General features: G+C 59.8%; 21 protein-coding genes and 1 pseudogene. 14 read left to right on the top strand and 8 right to left on the bottom strand.

Annotation, left to right across the window (positions count from 1 at the left end; genetic code table 11):
• Positions 1-117 precede the first annotated feature (117 nt).
• Complete coding sequence (gene uvrA / locus BLU07_RS03460; protein WP_092389553.1) at positions 118-2,949, bottom strand: excinuclease ABC subunit UvrA; 2,832 nt, start codon at positions 2,947-2,949, stop codon at positions 118-120.
• Between the two features lie 180 nt (positions 2,950-3,129).
• Here uvrA and BLU07_RS03465 point away from each other — a divergent pair, with 180 nt between their 5' ends.
• From BLU07_RS03465 to BLU07_RS03480, 4 genes are all read left to right on the top strand, one after another.
• Positions 3,130-4,500: an MFS transporter gene (locus BLU07_RS03465; RefSeq protein WP_231701680.1), complete on the top strand. Its 1,371-nt coding sequence runs from the start codon at positions 3,130-3,132 to the stop codon at positions 4,498-4,500.
• Between the two features lie 26 nt (positions 4,501-4,526).
• Positions 4,527-5,021, top strand: a complete 495-nt coding sequence (ssb, locus tag BLU07_RS03470; protein ID WP_092384191.1) for a single-stranded DNA-binding protein — start codon at positions 4,527-4,529, stop codon at positions 5,019-5,021.
• A 90-nt stretch (positions 5,022-5,111) separates the two neighbouring features.
• Positions 5,112-5,789, top strand: a complete 678-nt coding sequence (locus tag BLU07_RS03475) for a histidine phosphatase family protein (RefSeq protein WP_092384193.1) — start codon at positions 5,112-5,114, stop codon at positions 5,787-5,789.
• 61 nt (positions 5,790-5,850) lie between these two features.
• Positions 5,851-6,723 (top strand): sugar nucleotide-binding protein, encoded by an 873-nt coding sequence (locus BLU07_RS03480; protein WP_092384195.1) that lies wholly within the window; start codon positions 5,851-5,853, stop codon positions 6,721-6,723.
• A 56-nt stretch (positions 6,724-6,779) separates the two neighbouring features.
• Here BLU07_RS03480 and BLU07_RS03485 read toward each other — a convergent pair whose 3' ends face one another.
• A complete protein-coding gene (locus BLU07_RS03485; protein ID WP_092384197.1) occupies positions 6,780-7,475 on the bottom strand; it encodes an OmpW/AlkL family protein in 696 nt (231 codons plus the stop codon).
• Between the two features lie 206 nt (positions 7,476-7,681).
• Here BLU07_RS03485 and BLU07_RS03490 point away from each other — a divergent pair, with 206 nt between their 5' ends.
• From BLU07_RS03490 to BLU07_RS03535, 10 genes are all read left to right on the top strand, one after another.
• Positions 7,682-8,449 carry a DUF3450 domain-containing protein gene (locus tag BLU07_RS03490; protein WP_092384199.1) on the top strand — a complete coding sequence of 256 codons (768 nt, stop codon included), beginning with the start codon at positions 7,682-7,684 and terminating at the stop codon, positions 8,447-8,449.
• Positions 8,449-9,813, top strand: a complete 1,365-nt coding sequence (locus tag BLU07_RS03495; protein ID WP_092384201.1) for a MotA/TolQ/ExbB proton channel family protein — start codon at positions 8,449-8,451, stop codon at positions 9,811-9,813. The genes BLU07_RS03490 and BLU07_RS03495 overlap by 1 nt, the downstream gene beginning before the upstream one ends.
• Positions 9,806-10,351, top strand: coding sequence for a MotA/TolQ/ExbB proton channel family protein (locus BLU07_RS03500; RefSeq protein WP_172830087.1), 546 nt, complete (start codon positions 9,806-9,808; stop codon positions 10,349-10,351). Before BLU07_RS03495 ends, BLU07_RS03500 begins: the two co-directional genes overlap by 8 nt.
• Positions 10,332-10,742, top strand: a complete 411-nt coding sequence (locus BLU07_RS03505; protein WP_092384203.1) for an ExbD/TolR family protein — start codon at positions 10,332-10,334, stop codon at positions 10,740-10,742. Before BLU07_RS03500 ends, BLU07_RS03505 begins: the two co-directional genes overlap by 20 nt.
• Complete coding sequence (locus BLU07_RS03510; RefSeq protein WP_092384205.1) at positions 10,742-11,407, top strand: energy transducer TonB; 666 nt, start codon at positions 10,742-10,744, stop codon at positions 11,405-11,407. Before BLU07_RS03505 ends, BLU07_RS03510 begins: the two co-directional genes overlap by 1 nt.
• Positions 11,407-12,498 (top strand): tetratricopeptide repeat protein, encoded by a 1,092-nt coding sequence (locus BLU07_RS03515; protein WP_092384207.1) that lies wholly within the window; start codon positions 11,407-11,409, stop codon positions 12,496-12,498. Before BLU07_RS03510 ends, BLU07_RS03515 begins: the two co-directional genes overlap by 1 nt.
• A 212-nt stretch (positions 12,499-12,710) precedes the next feature.
• Positions 12,711-13,940, top strand: a complete 1,230-nt coding sequence (locus tag BLU07_RS03520) for a transporter substrate-binding domain-containing protein (RefSeq protein ID WP_157719070.1) — start codon at positions 12,711-12,713, stop codon at positions 13,938-13,940.
• 29 nt (positions 13,941-13,969) lie between these two features.
• Positions 13,970-14,722, top strand: coding sequence for a class I SAM-dependent methyltransferase (locus BLU07_RS03525; protein WP_092384211.1), 753 nt, complete (start codon positions 13,970-13,972; stop codon positions 14,720-14,722).
• A complete protein-coding gene (locus BLU07_RS03530; RefSeq protein WP_092384213.1) occupies positions 14,719-16,362 on the top strand; it encodes a transporter substrate-binding domain-containing protein in 1,644 nt (547 codons plus the stop codon). The genes BLU07_RS03525 and BLU07_RS03530 overlap by 4 nt, the downstream gene beginning before the upstream one ends.
• Positions 16,350-16,967 carry an ABC transporter permease gene (locus BLU07_RS03535; protein ID WP_092384215.1) on the top strand — a complete coding sequence of 206 codons (618 nt, stop codon included), beginning with the start codon at positions 16,350-16,352 and terminating at the stop codon, positions 16,965-16,967. Before BLU07_RS03530 ends, BLU07_RS03535 begins: the two co-directional genes overlap by 13 nt.
• Here the strand turns inward: BLU07_RS03535 and BLU07_RS03540 are convergent.
• The 6 genes and pseudogenes from BLU07_RS03540 to BLU07_RS03565 form a co-directional block, all read right to left on the bottom strand.
• Positions 16,961-17,482, bottom strand: a complete 522-nt coding sequence (locus tag BLU07_RS03540) for a DUF3299 domain-containing protein (protein WP_092384217.1) — start codon at positions 17,480-17,482, stop codon at positions 16,961-16,963. The genes BLU07_RS03535 and BLU07_RS03540 overlap by 7 nt on opposite strands.
• Before the next feature lie 10 nt (positions 17,483-17,492).
• On the bottom strand, positions 17,493-18,755 hold the full coding sequence (locus BLU07_RS03545; RefSeq protein ID WP_092384219.1) for an ABC transporter permease: 1,263 nt from the start codon (positions 18,753-18,755) through the stop codon (positions 17,493-17,495).
• Positions 18,755-19,468 (bottom strand): ATP-binding cassette domain-containing protein, encoded by a 714-nt coding sequence (locus BLU07_RS03550; RefSeq protein WP_092384221.1) that lies wholly within the window; start codon positions 19,466-19,468, stop codon positions 18,755-18,757. The genes BLU07_RS03545 and BLU07_RS03550 overlap by 1 nt, the downstream gene beginning before the upstream one ends.
• A 93-nt stretch (positions 19,469-19,561) precedes the next feature.
• Positions 19,562-20,185, bottom strand: a complete 624-nt coding sequence (locus tag BLU07_RS03555) for a DUF2796 domain-containing protein (protein WP_092384223.1) — start codon at positions 20,183-20,185, stop codon at positions 19,562-19,564.
• Positions 20,186-20,270: 85 nt separating this feature from the next.
• A pseudogene (gene trxA / locus BLU07_RS03560) lies at positions 20,271-21,173 on the bottom strand (thioredoxin); the annotation flags it as partial.
• Between the two features lie 64 nt (positions 21,174-21,237).
• Positions 21,238-21,894 (bottom strand): class I SAM-dependent methyltransferase, encoded by a 657-nt coding sequence (locus BLU07_RS03565; protein ID WP_092384227.1) that lies wholly within the window; start codon positions 21,892-21,894, stop codon positions 21,238-21,240.
• Between the last annotated feature and the right edge of the window lie 175 nt (positions 21,895-22,069).

Raw genomic sequence — 22,069 nt, forward strand, 5'->3', positions numbered from 1 at the left:
CTGAATAAATGGGAATAACGTTGCTGCAAGCCGGCAAGGCTCAACGAAAAGATCAACAGGCATTGCCTGTTGATGCAGTTGCTGGTCTGGTCGTCCTTGAGCCATGTCTAATCCCGGTTATTTTGTATTCGTCAGTAAAGGGCCCAGAAAGCGCCCGGTATGTGATGCGGGGTTGGCTGCCACCTGCTCCGGTGTACCTGTGGCTATGATCTGCCCGCCACCCGAGCCACCTTCCGGTCCCATATCCACCAACCAGTCTGCGGTCTTGATGACATCCAGATTGTGTTCGATGACTACCACAGTGTTGCCATGGTCGCGCAACCGGTGAAGTACGTCGAGCAATTGTTGAATGTCGGCAAAGTGCAGGCCGGTGGTGGGTTCATCAAGAATATACAGGGTTTTGCCGGTATCTCGCTTGGACAGCTCGCGGGCAAGCTTGACCCGTTGAGCTTCACCGCCGGACAGGGTGGTGGCTGATTGACCCAGACGAATATAGGAGAGACCAACATCCATCAGGGTTTGTAGTTTGCGCGCCAGGGCCGGCACTGCATCGAAGAACTCACGCGCTTCTTCAATGGTCATCTCCAGCACTTCATGGATGTTCCTGCCCTTGTATTTGATCTCCAGCGTTTCCCGGTTGTAGCGCTTGCTCTTGCATACATCGCAGGGTACGTAGATATCCGGCAGGAAGTGCATTTCGACCTTGATCAGCCCATCGCCCTGGCAAGCTTCGCAGCGGCCACCCTTGACGTTGAAGGAGAATCGACCGGCCTTGTAACCGCGCGAGCGCGCTTCCTGGGTGCCGGCAAACAGGTCACGAATCGGCGTAAACAGGCCGGTATAGGTTGCCGGATTGGAGCGTGGGGTGCGGCCAATCGGGCTCTGGTCGATATCCACCACCTTGTCCAGGTATTGCATACCGTCAAAGCTGGTGTGCGGGGCGGCGTCCAGAGTAGTGGCGCCGTTCAGCTCGGTGGCGGTAAGCGGGTACAGGGTATTGTTGATCAGGGTGGATTTACCCGAGCCCGATACACCGGTGACACAGGTCAGCAGGCCGACCGGAATCTCCAGGTTGACCTTCTGCAGGTTGTTGCCACAGGCCCCTTTGAGTCGCAGCCACTCCTGTTTGCGGGGTGGGGTACGCTGGGCCGGTACGGCAATCTTGACGCGCCCGGAGAGGTATTTTCCGGTCAATGAATCCGGATGCTCCATTACGGCCTGTGGCGTGCCATGGGCAACGATCTGACCACCATGGACGCCGGCCCCGGGACCTATGTCCACGACATAATCGGCCAGGCGGATGGCATCCTCGTCGTGTTCGACCACAATCACGGTGTTGCCCAGGTCGCGCAGGTGAATCAGGGTGCCGAGCAGGCGCTCATTGTCACGCTGGTGCAAGCCAATCGAGGGTTCATCGAGAATGTACATGACGCCGACCAGGCCAGCACCGATCTGGCTGGCCAGGCGAATACGCTGTGCTTCACCGCCGGAGAGGGTGTCGGCACTGCGGTCCAGCGTCAGGTAATCAAGCCCGACATTGACCAGAAACTGCAGGCGGGCACGAATTTCCTTGAGAATCTTCTCGGCAATCTCACCGCGGTTGCCCTGCAAGGTGAGTTGACCGAAATACTCGGCGGCGGCGCCGACCGGCATGGTGGTCAGTCCGGGCAGGTTGCGTTCGTCGATAAATACGTGGCGTGCTTCACGGCGTAGCCGGGTGCCGTGACAGGAAGGACAGGGCTGGGTGCTGAGAAACTTGGCCAGTTCTTCACGCACGCTGGCCGATTCGGTTTCCCGGTAGCGGCGCTCCATATTGGGCAGAATACCCTCGAACGGATGCTCACGACGGACCACATCGCCCCGGTCATTCATATAGCGGAAGGGCACTTTCTCCGTGCCGGTACCGGTGAGGATCACCTGTTGATGTTCAGCCGGGATATCGTCGAATGGCAGGTCGAGATCAATGCCGAAATGCTCGGCCAGTGAATTAAGCATCTGGAAGTAATACACGTTGCGTCGATCCCAGCCGCGGATCGCCCCTTCGCCAAGGGTCAGCTCACCATTGACCAGGCGCTTCTGATCAAAGAACTGTTTGACCCCCAGGCCATCACAGGTCGGGCAGGCGCCCGCCGGATTGTTGAAGGAGAACAGTCGGGGTTCCAGTTCGCTGATGGAGTGCCCACATACCGGACAGGCAAAGCGCGCGCTGAAGGTGACCTCGTCGCCGGTTTCACCTTCCATGGGCGCGATGATTGCCAGGCCATCGGCCAGATTGAGCGCAGTTTCAAACGACTCCGCCAGCCGCAGTTGCAGGTCATCGCGCACCTTGAACCGGTCAACCACTACTTCAATAGTATGCTTGCGCTTCTTGTCCAGTGCCGGGGCTTCATCCAGATCATGGATGCGGCCGTCAATGCGAGCCCGGACAAACCCCTGGGCACGTAATTCTTCAATGACCGCCAGGTGCTCGCCCTTGCGCTCGCGCATGACCGGTGCGAGCAGCATCAGCTTGCTGCCCTCGGTCATGCCCAGCACCTGATCGACCATCTGGCTCACGGTTTGCGCCGCCAGCGGCAGGTCGTGATCAGGGCAGCGCGGAATCCCCACACGGGCAAACAGCAGACGCAGATAATCGTAGATCTCGGTAATGGTGCCAACGGTTGACCGGGGATTGTGCGAGGTGGATTTCTGTTCGATGGAAATCGCCGGTGACAAACCTTCGATATGGTCAACGTCGGGCTTTTCCATCATCGACAGAAACTGGCGTGCATAGGCAGACAGCGATTCGACATAGCGGCGCTGACCCTCGGCATAGAGGGTATCGAAAGCCAGAGAGGATTTACCCGAGCCGGACAGGCCGGTAAATACAATAAGCTTGTCGCGGGGCAAATCCAGGTCAATGTTCTTCAGGTTGTGGGTGCGCGCCCCACGGATCAGAATGGTATCCACAGCAATGTCCCGGCCGGTCAGCAAAGCCAACAAGTATACGGGTCAGTAGCCTCATGCAGCAAAAGCTGTGTGCGCTGTTTGCAAAGGTTTTGCAACCAGAGTTGTCTTCTCCACAGGATGTGCGTCAGCCTTGGCAAGGCGTGCTAAAATGCGCGCTTTTCATTGACCCTTGGAGTTGTGATGCCCCAGGCTGATGCCATGTCCACTGCCGAAAGGCGAGCGGCTTCCTCGCTGGCTGGTGTGTTTGCCTTTCGCATGCTGGGGCTGTTTATGGTGTTGCCGGTGCTGGCGACTTACGGTCAGAGCCTGCGTGGCGCGACACCCTTTCTGATCGGGGTGGCGATCGGTGCCTATGGCTTCACCCAGGCCCTGTTGCAGATTCCGTTCGGCATGTTGTCCGATCGGATCGGACGCAAGCCGGTGATCATCGGTGGCTTGCTGCTGTTTGCCCTTGGTGGTCTGGTCGCCGCCCAGGCAGACAGCATGTGGGGAGTGATTTTTGGGCGTGTATTGCAGGGTGCCGGGGCGATTGCGGCTGCCATTATGGCACTGGTGGCTGATCTGACGCGCGAACAACACCGTACCAAGGCGATGGCAATGATCGGTATGAGTATTGGCCTGGCTTTCGCCGTCGCCATGGTCGTGGGTCCGGTGATTGCCGGGATGGCCGGCCTGTCGGCGGTGTTTTATGTCACCAGTGGCCTGGCGGTCGTCGGTATGGCCCTGGTGATCTGGGTCGTGCCGGCGCCGGATGCGGTATTCCCGCACCGTGATGCCGGCGTAGTAGCCAGTGCTTTCCTGCCGGTGCTGCGCCAGGCCGATTTGCTGCGTCTGAATTATGGTATCGCCGTGCTGCATGCCATCCTGATGGCCAGTTTTGTGGCTATTCCGCTGGCGCTGCAAGACCGCGCGGGGTTGCCGGCAGACCAGCATTGGTGGGTTTATCTGTCGGCATTGCTGTTGTCATTCTGCGTTATGGTGCCATTCATTATCTATGCCGAGCGCCAACGCAAAATGAAGCAGGTGGTGCTTGGCGCCATTCTGCTGCTGGCCCTGGTGCAGCCACTGCTATGGCTCAGCCTGGATTCGCTCGCCTGGCTGGTTGCGGCTATTGTGTTGTTTTTTGTCGGTTTCAATCTGCTTGAGGCAACCATGCCCTCGCTGTTGAGCAAGATTGCGCCGGCCGGAGGCAAAGGGACGGCCATGGGCATTTACTCCACCAGCCAGTTTGCCGGTGCTGGGCTGGGCGGTGTGCTGGGCGGGGCGGTATTCAGCGCCTTTGGCCTGGGTGGTGTTTTCGTCTGCTGTGCGGTGCTCGCGCTTTCATGGTATGTGATTGGTGTTACCATGCGTGAACCGCCATATGTCACCAGCTACCGCCTGACGTTGCCCCTGGCCCTGGCCCGGGATGAGGCATTGCCCCGGCGCATTCTGGCGGTACCGGGAGTGGCAGAAGCGGTAGTGGTTGCTGATGAAGGCGCCGCTTATTTGAAAGTTGATACCAAGGTGTTGGACCGTGAGGCGCTGGAGCTGCTGGTGCAGCCTGCCTGAACGCGTCCGCCCGCAAGGAGAAGAAGATGGCCAGAGGCGTAAACAAAGTAATTCTGATCGGCAATCTGGGTGGTGACCCGGATGTGCGTTACCTGCCCAATGGCAATGCCGTAGCCAATATCACCCTGGCAACCACGGATAGCTGGAAAGACAAGCAGAGCGGCCAGATGCAGGAAAGAACCGAATGGCACCGGGTGGTGTTTTTTGGTCGCGTTGCCGAAGTGGTGGGTGAATATGCACGCAAGGGCTCCAAGCTCTATGTGGAAGGCCGCCTGCAGACCCGCGAGTGGGAAAAGGATGGTGTCAAGCGTTACACCACTGAGGTAGTCGTTGATCTGGGCGGCCAGATGCAGCTGCTTGATGGCCGCAGTCAGGGTGGCGATGCGCCGGCTCCACGGCAGTCTGCCCCGCGTCAGCAGCCTCAGCAGCCGTCGCAACAGCAACGTCCTGAGCAGCAGCCCGCTGCAGCACAGCAGGCAACGCCCGATTACGACAGCTTCGATGATGATATTCCGTTCTGAAATGAACCTGTCCTGAATGCCCGGTATGCCGGAGGATGGTCAGCATCCTCCCGCAACCGGGTTTTTTTATACCAGTGAACAGGAATCTGCATGTCCCAGGTCTATTTTGTGCGCCACGGCCAGGCCTCGTTTGGTACCGATAACTACGATCAACTCTCGCCCATGGGGCACCAGCAGTCAGTCTTGCTGGGTGAATATTTCCGCCAGAGGAATATGCAGTTTGATCATATTCTGCTCGGCGACATGGTACGCCACCGGGAAACTGCCGAGGGCATCTGCAGCGGTATGCAAATCGATACCGATGGTTTTGAGGTGCGCCCGGAACTCAACGAGTTCGATTTTCACAGCATCCTGCAAGCCTTTCTGGTCCAGTTTCCCGAGCAAGCATTGCCGGAGAAGCCGGCTGTAGCCGATTTTTTCAAGCGCCTGCGCAAGGGCATCATCCTCTGGTCCCGCGGTGAGCTGGAAGGCAACCTGCCGGAAACCTGGGTTGAGTTTGAGGAGCGCATGCTGAGAGTACGCAATGACATCATGCAGCAGTGCATCGGCAAGAAAGTACTGGCGGTCAGTTCCGGTGGAGCTATCGCCATGCTGGTGCGCCAGTTGCTGCAAGCACCCAGCGAAACCATGGTTGAGCTAAATTTGCAGACGCGCAACACGGCGCTGATCCATTGCGTATTCAACCCGCGTTCCATGCGCTTGAGCAGCTTCAACAACATTCCTCACCTGGACAATGAAGCCAATCAGCACCTGATCAGCTATGCCTGAGGGGCGATGAAAGTGCTACATTATTGCGCATGAGCGTTTTGGTTTGGTCAAGGGTGGTTGAATGCGCAAGCGGGTAATGCTGGTGGGGGCGGAAACCACCCTGGGGCAGGAATTAGAGGCACTGGCGGCCATGCAGGGTGTCACCCTGCTGGCACGCAGCTGTCCGGCAGCAGGCTGGGACGCTGCCGAACTGAATAGCTGGCTGGACCAGGATCGCCCCGATGTGGTGGTCAATCTGGCGCACTTTCATCAGCAGTTTCAGTGTGATGTACCCGCTGTGGCGGATCTGCAGCATTTGCAGGCTTTTCATGAACGGCTGATGGAGGCTGCAACGGCGCATGGCTGCTGGCTGTTGATGCTGTCCAGCGCACGGGTTTTTGATGGTGAAAAAACCACGCCTTATGCTGAAAAGGACGAAGTGGCGCCGCTGGATGCGCTGGGTCGTTTGCAACACCTGCTCGAGAGTGAACTGCGCCGCGCGAATGACCGGCATCTTATACTGCGCTTGAGCTGGGTGCTGGATAACAGCGCTGATGGTCATTTGCAGCGTTTGCGACATCAACTGTGTGCTGGAGACAGTCTGGCACTGGCCAAAGAGTGGCGGGGTAATCCGACGCCGGTGGCTGACGTGGCGCGAGTGATCTTTGCCATGCTGCGACAGGTGGACTGCGCTGCCGCAGTGCAAGGCACCTATCATTATGGCAGTGTCGAGGCATCCAGCTGGATAAGCCTGGCCAAAAGCCTCGCCCAGGAGCTGCTGGCCAGTGGCGAGTTGGAGCAAGACCCGGTCATCATTCCGGCCCCCTTTTTCGAACAATCCATGGCAGGTCATCAGCCACAGAATGCCGCCTTGACGCACAAGCGTCTGATGCATGTGTTCGGTATCAAGCCGCGTCCCTGGCGTGCGCAGTTGGTGCATTTGCTGGCGAGTTAAGATAACTGCATAAAAAAACGGCCGCATGGGCGACCGTTTTTGTCTGCGACTGGAGCTTAGAACTTGTAGCCCAGACCGACCATGTAGACCCAGGGATCAATGTCCACTTTTACCTTGGTTTGCTGGTATCCCAGTGCAGTGGGGCCATTGACAGAGGCATCGGTACTGATGTCGATGTAGCGAGCCTGGGCATTCAGCATAAGGTTGTCGCTGAGCATGTAATCAGCACCGATCTGCACCGCCAGACCCCAGGAGTCATCCAGGCTAAGGCCACTGAAACCCTGTGCCTTACGGGTGCCGGTGAGGTCTTCACTGAAGAAGGTGGTGTAATTGATGCCGGCGCCGACATACGGCTGGAAAGCCGATTGATGCTGCAGCGGATACCATACGGCACTCAAAGTGGGTGGCAGGTGCTTGATGTCAGCCAGCTTTCCATCCAGACCGCCGCCAAGCCCTTTGACGCCGACGGTGTGGCTGAACGGAGTAGCAGCCAGAAGCTCGATACCCAGATTGCTGTTCAGCATGTAGACAAAGTTGAGACCCAGTTGGGTGTCGCTGTCAACGGTTGCGCCAGTTCCCGGAATCGAGGCACCGTCAAACTTCAGGGTGCTGCTGCTTTCGCGCGGATCGACAGTTACCGCGCCAGCGCGAACGATGATATCGCCGGCCTGGTAGGCTTGGGCCACTGAAGCAGCCAGCAGGGCGGGGGCAAGCAGAAGGCCAGCGGCCAGTTGAGTGGTGAAGCGCGACATAGTTATGTCTCCTTTGAGTGTTGGCAGGAGCAATACTAGGGGCTGCGAGTGGGTGGGTTATTGATCTGCAGCAATTTTTTGGTTGTCGTGACTGCGACAGTTGACCGCAGGTATCGGCAACCTGCGGGTTGCATTGGTTGTCGCATAAAGATGATAATGCTTCTCTTTTAGAGTTCGTGGCGCGCAATGCGCATTGGGGGAAGGCAATGAAAGGGTGGTTAATTGGACTGTTGCTGTTACCAGCTGTAGTACTGGCTGATACGCGGTTGCAGGATGCCCAGCAGGAAAGCGAGGCCTTGCAGCGCGACGCAGCGGCAGCCCAACAGCGCATCGATCAGCTTGACGATGCCGCCCGCGAGGCTCTGCAACGCTACCGTGATGCCTTGTTGCAAAGCCGGCAATTGCGCGATTACAACACGCGCATGGCAGCAATGGTCGAAGCCCAGCGTGACGAGCTGGCCAGCCTCGAAGAGCAGCTGGCCAGTATCGAACAAACCCAGCGCGCGGTTCTGCCGTTATTGCAACAGATGGTCAGCAGCCTGGAGCAATTCGTCGCTCTGGATTTGCCGTTTCTGCCCGAAGAGCGCGCAGCGCGGATCAATCACTTGCACACGTTGATGGACCGGGCCGATGTCAGCGTAGCGGAGAAATATCGGCGGGTGATCGAGGCCTACCAGATCGAGAGCGACTATGGCCGCACCCTGGAAGCCTGGCGCGGCACACTGAAGGTCGAACAGGGTCAGCGAACCGTTGAATTCCTCCGCCTGGGGCGGGTCATGCTTTATTTCCAGAGCCTCGATAGCCGTGAGCAAGGCTATTGGGATGCCAGTGCCCAGCGCTGGACCAGCTTGCCCGGAAGTTACCGGCGCGCTCTGGAACAGGGTATTCGCATTGCCCGCCAGCAACAGACCCCGGAGATGTTGCGCCTGCCGCTGAAACCGGTAACACCCACTGTCGCCGGGGAGGGCAACTGATGCGTATTGCCAAGCACAAGAGCCTGACACTGAGCCTGGTTCTGATAGTGGGGCTGGTCAGCAGTCTTGCTCTGGCCGACAGTCCGGATCTGGATCGCCTGCTGCAGGATATGCGCGAGTTGCGCAGTACCGAACAGCAGGCCATGCAGGCCCGTGAGCAAGCCTTTATTGCCGAACGCGGGCAGCAACAAGCTCGCGTACAAAGAGCTGAAGCGGAGCTGGCCGAGCTGGAAGCCGAGGCCGAAGCCCTGCGCCAGGCCTTTGATGAGCTGGATGCTGCCCTGACTGCTGGTGAGGAAGAATTGACCCAGCGCAGCGGGAACCTGGGCGAGCTCTTTGGCGTAGTGCGCCAGAGCGCTGGCGATACACGAAGTCAATGGCAGGACTCGTTGCTTAACGTACGCTTTCCGCAACGCCTGGAAATCCTTGAGCAGCTGGCAGAAAGTCGCCGGGTGCCGACCGCTGAGTCGCTGGAAGATTTCTGGCTGCTGCTGCAGGAAGACATGACCGCCAGTGCTCGCATTGCTCGCTTCAATGCCCCGGTGGTGGGGCTGGATGGCCAGCAGCAAGAGGCCGAGGTAGTGCATGTCGGACCCTTTATGGCACTGCGGGATGGTCAGTATCTGAGTTATACCGCTGAAGCTGGTCAGTTCGAGGTGCCGCAACGGCAACCGGCCGGGCGTGGGCTCATCGATGATTTCGTTGCCCCACGCAATGATGTGGCTGACCTCTGGGTCGATGTCACCCGGGGCAACCTGCTCAACCAGTTGCAACGTACTCCCAGTCTGCTCGATAGGGTGCAGCAGGGCGGGCTGGTCGGCTATGTCATCGTATTTCTGGGTGTACTGGGGGTATTGCTTGCGCTGGGCAGGCTGGTCTGGCTGCAGCGTATTCAGCAAAAGGTCAATCGACAGATCGCCGATCTGGACCACCTGCGCAGCGACAACCCGTTGGGTCGGGTACTCGGCGTGATCGGCAGCCATCCACGGCTGGAGCAACTGGATACCCTGGAGCTCAAGCTGGACGAAGCGATTCTCAAGGAAACGCCGGCGCTGGAGCGCTGGCAAGGGCTGATCAAGCTGCTCGCTGCCGTCGCTCCCCTGCTGGGCTTGCTGGGTACAGTGACCGGCATGATTGCGACCTTCCAGGCGATCACCCTGTTCGGTACTGGTGATCCACAACTGATGGCCGGGGGGATTTCCCAGGCATTGGTGACCACCGTGCTCGGTTTGATTGCGGCGATCCCGTTGTTGTTCATGCACGCACTGGTCGCTGCTCGCAGCAAATCACTGGTGCAGTTGCTGGAGCAGCAAAGTGCCGGACTGATTGCGTTGCATCTGGGGGAGGAGCGCCCGCGTGAGTGAAGGGCTCTGGTTGCTGCGCGACTTTCTGGATAGTGGCGGCTGGGTGCTGTGGAGCATTCTGCTGGTCAGCATCCTGCTCTGGACCCTGATGCTGGAGCGGCTGTGGTTCCTGGCCCGGGTATTTCCGCGCCAGGCCGGGCAATGGCAGCAGCGCTGGCAGGCGCGCAGTGATCGCAGCAGCCAGGCAGCCCGGCAGGTGCGGGCCGCCTGGCTGGCCCAGGCCCAACAGGAATTGATCCGTTATCTGCCGCTGGTGCGCGTGCTGATTGCGCTATGCCCCTTGCTCGGGTTGCTGGGTACCGTCAGCGGCATGATTCAGGTTTTCGATGTGCTGGCCCTCAGCGGTCAGGGCAATCCCCGCGCCATGGCGGCCGGGGTATCGCGGGCGACTATCCCGACCATGGCCGGCATGGTGATTGCCATCAGCGGCCTGTTTTGTCTGGCTCGACTGGATCAACAGTCACGTCGGGCCCTGCAGCGGTTGACCGACCGCCTGCGATACAGCGAGGAGCGAACGCATGCGCATGCGACGGCATAGCAGCAGTGAGGAAGAAGCCGGTATCGATTTGACGCCGATGCTGGATGTGGTCTTCATCATGCTGATTTTCTTTATTGTGACCAGTTCCTTTATCAAGGAATCCGGGATTACCGTACAGACGCCTTCGGCGGACAGTGCATCCGAACAGCCGCGCGGCAATATCATGATTGCAGTAAACCCGCAGGGTGAGATATGGATTGATCGCCAGCCGGTTGATATTCGTGCCGTACGCGCCACAGTGGAACGTCTGCGAGTCGATCAGCCGGATAGCAGCGTGGTGGTCCAGGCGGATCAGGACGCGCGCAGTGGCCTGGTCATTCAGGTGATGGATCAGGTTCGCCTGGCCGGGGTTGCCGATGTCGCACTCGCGGCGACTGCCGAGGGTCGTTGATGCGCCTGCTGCTGAGTTTTGTTGTCGCACTCGGGGTGGCTCTGGGGCTGTTTGCGCTGATGCTGGCGCTGGTCAGCCCGCCACGGGACAACCGACTGCCGGATGAAGAGCTGGCACGGGTTGGTTTTGTCCGCAGCCTCAGCGACACGGATACCGAACAACGTGAACGCCAGCGCCGGGAACCACCACCCGAGCCACAGCCACCTGAGCCCCCGCAACCCCCGCAGCCGCCACAAACAGAGGTGGCTCCCCAGGTTGAACTGAATATTGCCTTGCCACAATTGCCCAGCGCAATCAGCCTGGATGCTGCGCCTTCTCCAAGCAATCTGGAAATGGCCAGTGTTGAAGCGCCTGCTGCATCGGCGCAGCAGAGTGCGCCAGGCCCGAGTGAAGAGGTGACGCCTCTGGTGGAGATTCCACCGAATTACCCGCAGCGGGCGCTGGCTGCCGGTATCGAAGGTGAAGTTGCTCTGGCTTTTACCATCACTGCCGAGGGGCGGGTGGACAATCTGCGCGTCGTGCATGCCGAGCCACCGGGTGTATTTGATCGTGAGGCACGTCGGGCTGCGATGCGGTGGCGTTTTACCCCGCGCCGGGAAGGTGGGCAGGCGGTCGCGCGGGAAGCGACCAAAACGCTGTATTTTCGTCTTGACGGGAGTCGTTGATGCGGATTTTGTTGTTGCTGCTGTGTCTGTTGCCGCTGATCCATTTGCAGGCGCAAACCCAGTCGATTGCGCCTGCAGTGTATAACGCATTGTCCAGTGCCCGGCAGGCGCAAGCTGAAGGCAATCTTGCGCAAGCCAGGCAAACCCTGCGCGAGGCGTTGTCGGACACTGACAGCGAGTCGCTGGAAGCGGCCTTGTTGCATCAGCGCCTGGGCTATCTGGCAATTGCCACGGATGATTATCCGACAGCCATTCGTGCCTTGCGCACAGCCCTGGAAAGCGAGCAACTGGCTGCCGAGGTTGCCCGTCAGGACAGGCTCAATCTGGCTCAGCTGTATTTGCTTGATGAGCAACCGCAAGCAGCAATCGAGCTGTTTGTGGTGGCTCGGAACAGGGAACCCTTACCGCTGAACAGCAAGCGTCTGTTGGTCCAGGCCTATATGCAGACCGGCCAGTACCGCGCCGCCTTGCCGTTGGCCGAGGAGGTCGTGTCCGCCGATGCCGGCGCGGAGGATATCTGGTACCAGTTGCTGGTTGGTCTCAATCACCGTTTGCAGCGCTTTCGGGCAGCGGCGGACTGGCAACAGGTGTTGGTCCGTCGTAACCCGGGTAGCGTCAGTGCCTGGCGCCAACTGGCCGGGTTGCAAAGTCTGGCGGGGCAACAACGTGCCGCAGCGGCCAGCTTGCGCCTGGCCCGCGAGGCGGGCCTGGATCTGAGCGAGCAGGACATGGACAACCTGATTGCCTTGCAGGTACAGGCGGGTGCACCGTGGCAGGCGGCGCGATTGACCGAAGAGTTGATGGCGGCCGGCTTGCTGGCTTCAACGCCACAACGCCAACGGCAGCTGGCTCAACTATGGCAGCAAGCGCGCGATCATGATCGTGCGCTTGCTGCCTGGACACGGGTTGCCGAAGCCAGTGGCCGATCGGAACATTGGCTGCAGGTTGCCGGGCTGCATCTGCAACAGGCTGACTGGCCAGCCTTGTTGACGATCCTGGAGCGGGCCGAGAGCAATGCCAATAGCCGACAACGGCAACAGATTGCCGAGTGGCGTCATTATGCACGCCAATATACCGAGCTGGATAATTAGGCAGTAGCGGCCTTTTGCCCTTGAATTGCATGTTGCAACCAGCCTATGCTGCGCGAAACAATCAACCCGAAGATTGACTCGGATCTGGCAGCGCGTGGTTATGGATGTTCAAGGGATGTAACTTCAGCGGTTTCCGCGTACTGATTTTTTTGTCTGTGTTGGGCCTCTCGGGCTTGGCACATGCCGAGTGTCAACGCACCGGGGACGCCGATGTGGCGGTAGGGATCCGGCTGGCCCCGCCCTTTGTCAGTGAGGACAGTATTCGCGGTTTGCGGGGTCTGGCGGTTGATCTCTGGCGCAGCATCGAGCAGGATCTGCAGGCGCAGGGCCTGATGGTCAGCAGTGAGTTTGTCGAGTGTGATCTGCGGCAGCAGCTGGTGGCTCTGGCAGAGGGCCGGCTCGACGTGGTGATTTCGCCATTGACGATTACTGCCGAGCGACTCGCAAACATCGACTTTTCCCAGCAATATCTCAGTTCCGGCCTGACCGTGGCGGTTCCCCAGGGCAGTGCCATCGATTTCGGTCATGCGCTGCGTATCCTTGGTCAAACCATTACCCAACCCGGTGTGCCGCGCGCGATTCTGATTTTTTTGCTGCTCAATATGTTTTTTGCTTTCCTGTTCTCTCGTGCTCTGCGTGATCACCGTCATGCCGGTGACATCATGACTGAGCCGCGCGTCATGCGCGGCTATCGCTACATGATGGAATCCATTATTCGCACCACTGGCTTGTACACCATGAGCGTTGATTTCAAGTCCACGCTGGGGCGGTCGCTGGATATGATTATGGCGATTCTCGGTGCGGTCCTTTCAGCTGCCATTTTTGGCGTCTTGACTGCCGCCCTGATCGGTTCGATTGGCGCAAGCCGCGATATCACTCTGGAGCAATTGAGCGAGTTGCGGGTTGCCACCCTGCATGGTTCTACCGCGCAGCATTTCATCGAGGAAATGTCGACTGCCAGCGCTGCCTGGCAGCAAAGCCGCTATTTCAATCCGCAGGCAGATGCCGGTCCTACCTATGCTTTCCACCGCCGTGCCGCACTGCTTGACAACAATGATGACGCGATGGCCGATATTCTTGGCGCAGTGGCTGATCTGCCGACGGTACGTTGTCAGCCCGCAGAGCTGGCGACGACGGATAGCACATGCCTATTGCTACCGACCTGGGATGAAGCGATGCAGCGGCTGGCCCGGGGTGAGGTGGATGTGGTCCTTGGCGACTGGGCGCAACTCACCTATCTGGCTCGCCTGCCGGCATACCATGGACGCATCGAGGTTCAGTCCGAGGTGTATCGCAATGAGCCCTACGGTTGGGGTATCAATCCGGCGCGGCCAGAGCTGCGCCATGCCATTGACCGTGCGCTTTTGCAACGCTTGCGCAGCCCGGAATGGCGCTATCTGGTGCAGGAGTATATGGGCAGTGGCAGTATCGCGCCGGATTAGCGCGGAGAATAGTCGATTAAAGAGGCAGCATGTCAGGCAGTCAGCAGTCGCAGCAAGCCTATGAGCAGTATCACGCCAGTGGTCACTATGATCAGCGTTATCCGCGACCCAACCAGCGAGTGTTGGAGCTGATTCGTGCACATCTGCCTCCCCGTGGCCATGTGCTGGATTTTGGTTGTGGCAGTGGCCGCTATTTGCTGCCGTTACTGGATCAGGCCGGCCGTTTGGTGGGGCTGGACAATAGCGAAGCCGCGCTGGAACGCTTGCGCACCCGTTTGCCGGCCGATGCGGGGGTGGTGCACCTGCTCACCTCTGACGGGCCAGTGTTAACCGCCCATGTGCAAGCGTTCGGCCAGTTGGATCTGGTGCTCTGTCTGTTTGGCGTACTGGCACATATGCCCTCGGGTGCCGAGCGACAGAAGGTTTTGCAACAACTGCATCTCAGTCTGAACGCCGGCACAGGCCGCTTGCTGCTCTCGGTTCCCAACCGTTACCGGCGTTTCTGGTGGCGACAAATTCGCAGTGGGGCAAGTATCCGCTATCAGCGTCGGGTCAAGGGTGAATCTATTGTCCTGAACTACCAGTTGTTTGATGCCTCTCGCTTGCAACAAGAGCTGCAGCAGGCCGGCTTCCGGTTGGAGCGACTGCATGCAGAAAGTATGTTGCCGGAAAGCTGGATAGCACGCTGGCCGCGTTTACAGCCTCTGGATCGTTGGCTCTGTCACCGGTTACCTGCCCGTTACGGTTATGGTTTGCTTGCTGTGGCCCGGGTCAGGTCATGATGCTGCGCTCGTGGATAGCGGTTCTATGGATTGGCTTGCTGTGGTTGGCCACCGGGCCTGGTCAGATGGCTGTAGCGGGAATGGTCACCGAGGATGCTGGCCGGCTGGCCCTGATTGAGCGCCGCGGGGTCGTGCGGGTCGGGGTCAAAATTGATTACCCACCCTGGGGCATGGTGGCGCGGGATACCCGGATTGTGGGTCTGGAAGCTGACCTGGCCGCCGATCTGGCTGCACGCCTTGGCGTAGCGCTGGAATTGCAGGCGGTGACCTCTGCCAATCGCCTGCAACGGTTGCAGCAGGGCATGGTGGATGTGGTGATTGCCACCCTCAGCGATACGCCAGCGCGTCGCCGCATGGTGGATATGATCGAGCCGCATTATTACGCCAGTGGCGTCTCCCTGCTGCACCACAAGGCTGTGTCCGTTGCTGGCTGGGAGTCTTTGCGCGGACGTCCGGTATGTCTGACCGAGGGGGCCTATTTCAATCGTGAACTGATTGAACGCTACGGTATCCGGCCGCTGGTCTTCCCCGGTACACGCGATACGCTGATGGCGCTTCAGGATGGCCGCTGTGTCGGCTGGGCCTATGACGACACTGCGTTGCTGCCACTATTGCACACCACCGAGCTGGCCGAGTATCGCCTGTTGGATGAGCGCATTTTCACCACCCCCTGGGCGGTGGCGGTGGCCAAAGGGGAAGGCGATGCCGCGCTTGGTCGTCAGGTAGCAGAAATCGTCGCCGATTGGCATCGTCAGGGGCTGTTGAATGAGCTGCAGGCCGCCTGGCAGCTGCCGCCGAATGCTTTCCTGCACAGACAGCAGGCGCGCTGGTTGGCACGGGATGATGCCGGTGCCCGGCGTTGTCACCCCGGGTTGCAGGACTTGTTCGATGCCGGTTGTGCCGAGCATGCCGTAAGCGCGGCCGACGTGACCGGCAGGCACCCGCTACCGCCCTGGCTGGATCGCTTGCAACGTGCGAGTGGTCTGCAGTTGGTGGCGCTGGCTGACCCGTTCAACCAGAAACGCTTGTTGGGCGGATTGCTGCTCACGCTGCTGGTTGCTGGCCTGGCGGTGCTTGGCTCGCTGCTGACCGGCGTGTTGTTCGCCGCGTGTGAAAGCCTGTTGCGCGGTGGTCCGCTGACCGGGCTGCTACAACGACTGATTCGTGGCTTTATCGCGCTGGCGCGCATGACACCGCCGATTCTGCAGCTGTATATCGTTTTTTTCGGGCTCGGAGGCCTGTTGCTCAGCGGTCTCGGGTGGTCACCCGGCGGGGTGCTGGTCGCCAGCCTGGTGTTCTCCTGTTACGCCGGGGCGACCAATGCGGCACTGCTGGCCCCGGCACTCAGTCAGCTGCGGCTTGAAAAGCCGGACTGGTCGTTGCGGCAGCTGTTGGCGGCGGCTATCGACCGCAGTTACGAGGGGCTGGTCTCGACTCTGGTGAATATCGTCAAGGCAGCGGGCATGGCCAGCACCATTGCCGTGCCGGAAATCATTTCCGTGGTCAACACGCTGATTGCCGAAGGTGCCAACGCAACCGGGTTGATGACGTTGCTGTTGCTGTTCTATTTCGGCTTCGTGCTGCTGATCATGGCACTCTTGCGTCTGGCGATGGGGGGGCTGCTGCGATGTCTGCGCTAGCCTTGCTGCTGGAACATACGCCCTGGCTGCTGGGCGGTTTCGTCTGGAATCTGTTGATCAGCCTGTTGGCCATGCTGTTCGGCACCCTGCTGGGTGGTGCTCTCGGTTGGCTGCGCGATCAGCCGATCTGGTCGCTGCGCGCCCCCGCAGGTGTGCTGACCAGCGTGTGCCGCAATGTACCGAGTTTCGTGCTCTTGTTTTACGTGGCCTTTGTATTGCCGGTCGAAGTAGTGGTAGCAGACCAGGTGATTCTGTTGCCGCTGTGGCTGAAAGCCGTGTTGGCGCTGACCATACCGGTGATTGGTTTTGCCTCGGACCAGACGCTGGGCTACCGTCGCCAGGTACGCATGCGGCTGGCCAGTGCCCGCGCGGTGTTTACCTTGTCCTGGTTGCAGTATTTTCTGATTGTGTTGATGGCCTCGGCGACTGCCTCGGTGATCGGTGCCGATGAGGTGGTCGGACGCGCCAACCGTGTCATTGCCATCGACAGCAGCCCCGGCTTTCTGCTGCTGGTGTACACCTGGGTGTGCAGCTGGTTCCTGTTGGCCGGTTTGCTGCTGGTGCGCCTGAGAGCGCTGCTTGAGCGTGGCTGGAGGGTTCAGTAGACGTAGGGCTCGATATCCGCTCCGCTGATACGGTAGCCGGCATTGGCCAGCTCACTTTCAACCAGGTCTACCTGCATTTCACCGCTGATCCAGAACGGCTGATAGAGGTCAGCCAGAGCAATGGCCTGCTGACTCTGCACATGCACAATCTGATTGGATGGCGGTGGCGGCACGTGAATGCAGGCGCCGAAATAGGGCACCAGCAAGAATTCATCCACCTTTCCCTCCGCGGTGATACCAAGCGGCACTATGTAGCCGGGCAACTTGATATGTTTGCCGTGCAGATCATTGACCACCGGGGCCAGCGGTTCCATTTGCACCGCCGGGTCGCCTAACTCGCTTTCCATCATGTCGGCGAGGTCGCCCATCTCGTGCATGGGTTCGGGTGTGCCGATCATATCCCTGGCCTCTGGCGGCACCAGATCGAACCAGGTCAGTTCCTGCACGTTGGCCAACACAGGCTGCAGGGCCAGCAACATCAGGCTGATAACGGCACTGGCGGTAGATCGCCACATAACAAACCTCTCAGGTACGAATCGACAGGCCATCCACCAGGGATTGGCGGTAGGCGCGCCAGGCCGGCACGCTGCCCATCAGAATACTGGCGAGCAGAATAGCGCCGAGCAGCTTGGCTTCATAGAGTCCTGGCGCACTGATGCCGATATGGACACCATAATTGGACAAGATCCAGGGCTGAGAAATTCCCAGCGCGATATACAGCAGGGCCAGGCCGAGCAGGATGCCGGCCAGCGCCAGGCTGGCCGCCTCCAGCAACAGCAGGCCGAAGATGTGTCGGGGTTTGGCACCGACCGAGCGCAGGATTGCCATCTCCCGACGGCGCTCGTTCAGGCTGGTCAGAATGGCGGTGAGCATGCCGACCAGGCCGGTGAGTACGACAAATATGGAGACAATAAACAGGGCCTTTTCAGCCACCCCGAGCAGGCTCCAGAGCTCTTGCAATGCCACACCAGGCAGAATCGCCAGCAATGGCTCGCCGCGGTGCTGATTGACATCCCGTTGCACGGCAAAGGTACTGACGCGGTTTTCCAGCCCGACCAGCATGGCGGTAATCGCACTCGGCGTCAGGTCCAGTTCGCGCGCTTCGTCGGCGCTGACAGCCGCGCTGCCGCGTGCAGGCATGCCCTGTTGCCAGTCCACATGGATGGCTTCCATACCTTCCAGACTGATATGCACGGTACGGTCGACGGGTGTACCGGTGCGCTGGAGAATGCCGCTGACAATAAAGGGTTTGTCATCGTGGTCGACAAAGCTGACGGCGCCGGTGCCGTGGGCCAGCACAAGCTTGTCGCCCAACTGGTAATTCAGTTCGCGGGCGATATCGGCGCCCAGTACCGCATCATACAAATCGTCAAAAGGCGTGCCGGCAGCAAAGTCGAGTTGCTGTTGGCGACCATAGCGATAGCGCTCGAAGTAGGTTCGGTTGGTGCCCATCACCGGGAAGCCGCGATGGGAGTCACCGAGGGAGATGGGGATGGTCCAGGCGACGCGCGGGTGGTCACTGACGAACTGGTAGCTGTCCCAGCGAATATTGTTGGTGGCATGGCCGATGCGAAAGACCGAATAGAGCAGCAATTGCACCGAGCCGGAACGGGCGCCAACAATCAGGTCCGTGCCGGCGATGGTATTGGCAAAGCTGGCGCGAGCTTCGGTACGCACCTTTTCCACCGCCAGCAGCAAGGTCACGCTGAGGGCAATGGCCAGCACCGTCAGCAGCGCGGTAAAGCGGCGGTTGGCCAGGCTGCGTAAAGACAATGTGAGCAAGTACATCAGATTGCCTCCGATGTCTGGGGCACGCGATTGAGCTGCGGCAGCGACAGGCTGCGATCAAACAGGCTTTCCAGTGCGGCATCGTGGCTGACAAACAGCAGGCTGCTGCCGGCCTCGTCACAGGTGCGGAACAGCAGTTGCAAAAAGGCTTCGCGGCTGTCGGCATCCAGCGCCGAGGTGGGCTCATCGGCAATCACCAACTCCGGGCTGCCGATCAGGGCACGGGCCGCAGCGACCCGCTGTTGCTGGCCGATCGACAGTTCGGTGACCGGGCGCGCCAGCAGAGCGGCATCGTGCAGGCCGAGGTGGCCCAGCAGGGTCAGTGCCGCCTGCTCCAGGGTGTCTGCCCGGGTCAGGGTGCGTTCACGGCGCACGCGTGAGAAACGGCAGGGCAGCACCACGTTCTCGACCACCGACAGGTAGGGCAGCAGGTTGAACATCTGAAAGATATAGCCGGTATGGTCAGCCCGAAAGCGGTCGCGGCGAACCGAGGACAGCTGTGCCAGATCCTGGCCGAGCAGGCTGATCTGGCCGGTAGCAGGCAGATAGACGCCGCCCAGCAGACCCAGTAGCGTGGTTTTGCCACTGCCGGAGGGGCCTTTGAGGAAGACCTTTTCGCCCGGCCGCAGGGTCAATTGCTCAATGTCCAGCAGGGTTGGTTGGCGGGGCCAGGCATAGGTGATATGCGTGAGCTCGATCACCGGTGAGGACATGGACGGCTCCCTGGTCAAGCAATGGAAAACAGAGGAGCAGAGTAGCGGCTGCTACTCTGGGCAACAAGGGCCGGTTGCCCGGCCCCTGTCGTCTCAGAAGCGGATGCTGTTGTTGCCGGCGCTCAGCTCGCCACCCTGCTGGCCGCCGGGGGTGATGGCCTGGAGGATAACGGTTTCGGTGCGCGGAAAGTGCTCGAACAGGCTCACTTCAACGGCACTCAGGGCATCCGGGTTGCTGCAGGTAAACTGATACTGGGCGCTGATGTCGTTGTGCGCGGATTTTCCATCTTCATGCTGGTGGTCATGGTCATGACCGTGATGGTGCTCTTGCTCCAGCGCCGCAAAAATCGGGCTCTTCAGGGTGACGTCATCCAGCGCGCAGTCAGCCGTCGATGGCAGGCTGATGATTGCGTCGGCCTGGCGCAGCGTGTCCATGGCGGCTTTGGCGGTAGCTTTATCGGCGTTGCTGGTGGGCAGGTACTCGAAGCCCAGAATGTTGTCCGCCGGGCTGTCCAGTTCCACGGCCAGTTCAGCGCCTTGCAGGACGAGATTCAGATGGGCTACGCCGTGGGCATGGGCGGCCAGGCTATCGCCATGGTCGTGCTGGTGCTTGTCGTGATCATGTTCGGTATGCCCATGACCATGGTCGGAGTGGGCGTGCAGAGCAAAGGCCAGGCTGGTCAGCAATCCACCGGCAATCAGGGGCAGTACGCGCATGGGAAGTCCTCGTGGTCGGGTTAAAGATGCTTTGATGTTATCTTATAACCTTAATCCCGGCCAGTGCCATATCTGCCCCGGCTGATCAATACAATGCCTGGTACAGCTTGCGCCGGTACTCGATGGTCAGCGGGTGGTCATTACCAAGCAGATCAAACACTTCCAGCAGCGTGCGCTGCGGACTGTTGTCGGCATAGCCGCGATCCTGCTGTAACAATGTCAACAGACGTGGCAGGGCCTGTTCTGCTTGCTGCGCGGCCAGATCAATGATTGCCAGCTGATAGAGCGCTTCACTGTCGGACGGGTTGCTGGCGACACGCTGTTCCAGGCTCTCGCGGGGCGGCAGGTCACTGGCCTGTTGACGGAAACTGATCTGCGCCTTGATGCCATTGATGGCCTGACGATTGGCGTCCTTGTCCTGCAGGCGCGACAGCGCTTCGGTGGCCTCGGTCAGCAGGTCCTGTTCGGCCAGGGCGCTGGCCAGTAGCAGCCAGAGACGGTCATCCGGCGTATCGGTCAGGGCGTGTTGCAGCAATTCAGTGGCGGTTGCGAGGTTCCCTGCGGCAATCAGGGCTTCGGCCTGGGCGCCAATATCCGTGGCTTCGCTATCAATCACCGGAGCGCTGACATGGGGGGCGAGCAGTTCACGAATGGCGCTTTCCGGTTGCGCGCCACTGAAACCTTCCACCGGCTGACCATCCTTGAACAGGACGACGGTGGGCAGGCTGCGAATACCGAAACGCTGGGTCAAGCCCGGGTGCGCATCACAGTCGACCTTGGCCAGCAGCATTTCCCCGGCATAATCCTCGGTAATCTTCGCCAATAACGGCATCAAAGCCTTGCACGGGGCACACCATTCGGCCCAGAAATCCACCAGCACCGGCTTGTGGTGCGAGTTCTCGATTACATAGCGGTCAAAGTCCGCTTCGCTGACATCAAAAATATAGTCTGACATAAGGGTGTCCAGGGGGCGGTTTACATGCCGGGATAGTGGGGGCGTGGAGGGGGGAAATCAAGCTGGGAGTAGCGAGAAAATCCACCAGGACGCCCTCTCAGCAAAACCAGCCACTCCCATACAAAGCCACCTGACGAAACTCCAGCGGCTCGCCCAGATCCGGCCAGGTCTGGCTGTTGAGGGTTGTCAGCTTGCGAAAATCGGCGTGCTGCAGGTCGCGCACCCGGGAGTCGGCAATCAGCGTCTGCCGGGCGCGGCGGGTGAAATGGTCAAGCAGCGGGTGGTTGTCGCTATCGTAGAGAACGTCTGCGGCCAGCAGTAGATCGATGGAATCCCTGCAGGCAAAATAATCGCCGGCAATCCCGATCTCGGCCTGGTTCAGCTCAGCATTCAACCGGCTGGCCAGTTGCGCTGCCGGATCGAGATCGCAGGCAATGCTGGTTTTTGCCCCGGCCAGCGCACACGCAATGGCAACAATGCCGGAGCCGGCACCAAAATCCAGCACCCGCTTGCCGCGAACGTGGTCCGGGTTATCCAGAATCCAGCGTGCCAATGCCAGACCGCTACCCCAACAAAAGCCCCAGTAGGGTGGTGATTCCAGCAGACGTTGGGTTTCTTCACTGGCGAAAGCGCGGTCAAGATTCTCCGGGTCGAGCAGCCACAGCCGTATCTCCGGCAGGCCGGGCAGGGCACTGATGGTCAGCTTCGCCGCTGGCAATACCTGCTGCAGGCTGGCTTCGAGTTGATTGTGCATGGTGGTCTTTGACGCAACAAACATTCCTTGATCAGCCTCATTGTCTGGCGGCATTGCCGGCCATCTGTCCAGGTTTGTGCACGGAGCATTGCGCGTTGATTCTAAGGCCTGCGCCGGGCTGGTCAATCAGCGTTTATTCACTGCGCGCCAGCGGGTAAGATGGGCGGATACTCAC

Source organism: Halopseudomonas salegens (assembly GCF_900105655.1).
GTDB classification, from domain to species: domain Bacteria; phylum Pseudomonadota; class Gammaproteobacteria; order Pseudomonadales; family Pseudomonadaceae; genus Halopseudomonas; species Halopseudomonas salegens.